General features: G+C 47.0%; 1 protein-coding gene. It reads right to left on the reverse strand.

All coding sequences use genetic code 11. The features are described 5' to 3' along the window. A partial coding sequence (locus tag H4J65_RS00040) for a putative Ig domain-containing protein (protein WP_182193928.1) occupies positions 1-317 on the reverse strand: 317 nt, incomplete at both ends.

A 317-nucleotide genomic window follows, 5' to 3' on the forward strand; every position in this document is an offset into this window, starting at 1 on the left:
TCATTGGTGTTTGACACTGTGATAGTAAAGGCCGCTAAGCTTACTGTTGCATTCGCAGCATCGGCAACACTGATGATAATACCTGAGGTGGTACCTATATCGGCTTGAACTGGTGTGCCGGTTAAGCCACCTGTTGAAGTACTAAACGTTGCCCAAGTGGGCTTATTGCTAATGCTAAAAGTTTGGGTATCCCCTGCATCAACATCAGAAACTATTGGAGTAAAGCTGTAGGCAGTATCTTCAGCCGCCGTTGTTGCTGGCGTACCTGTTATTACCGGCGCATCATTGGTGTTTGACACTGTGATAGTAAAGGCCGC

Source organism: Colwellia sp. MB02u-9 (assembly GCF_014077085.1).
Taxonomy (GTDB): Bacteria; Pseudomonadota; Gammaproteobacteria; order Enterobacterales; family Alteromonadaceae; genus Cognaticolwellia.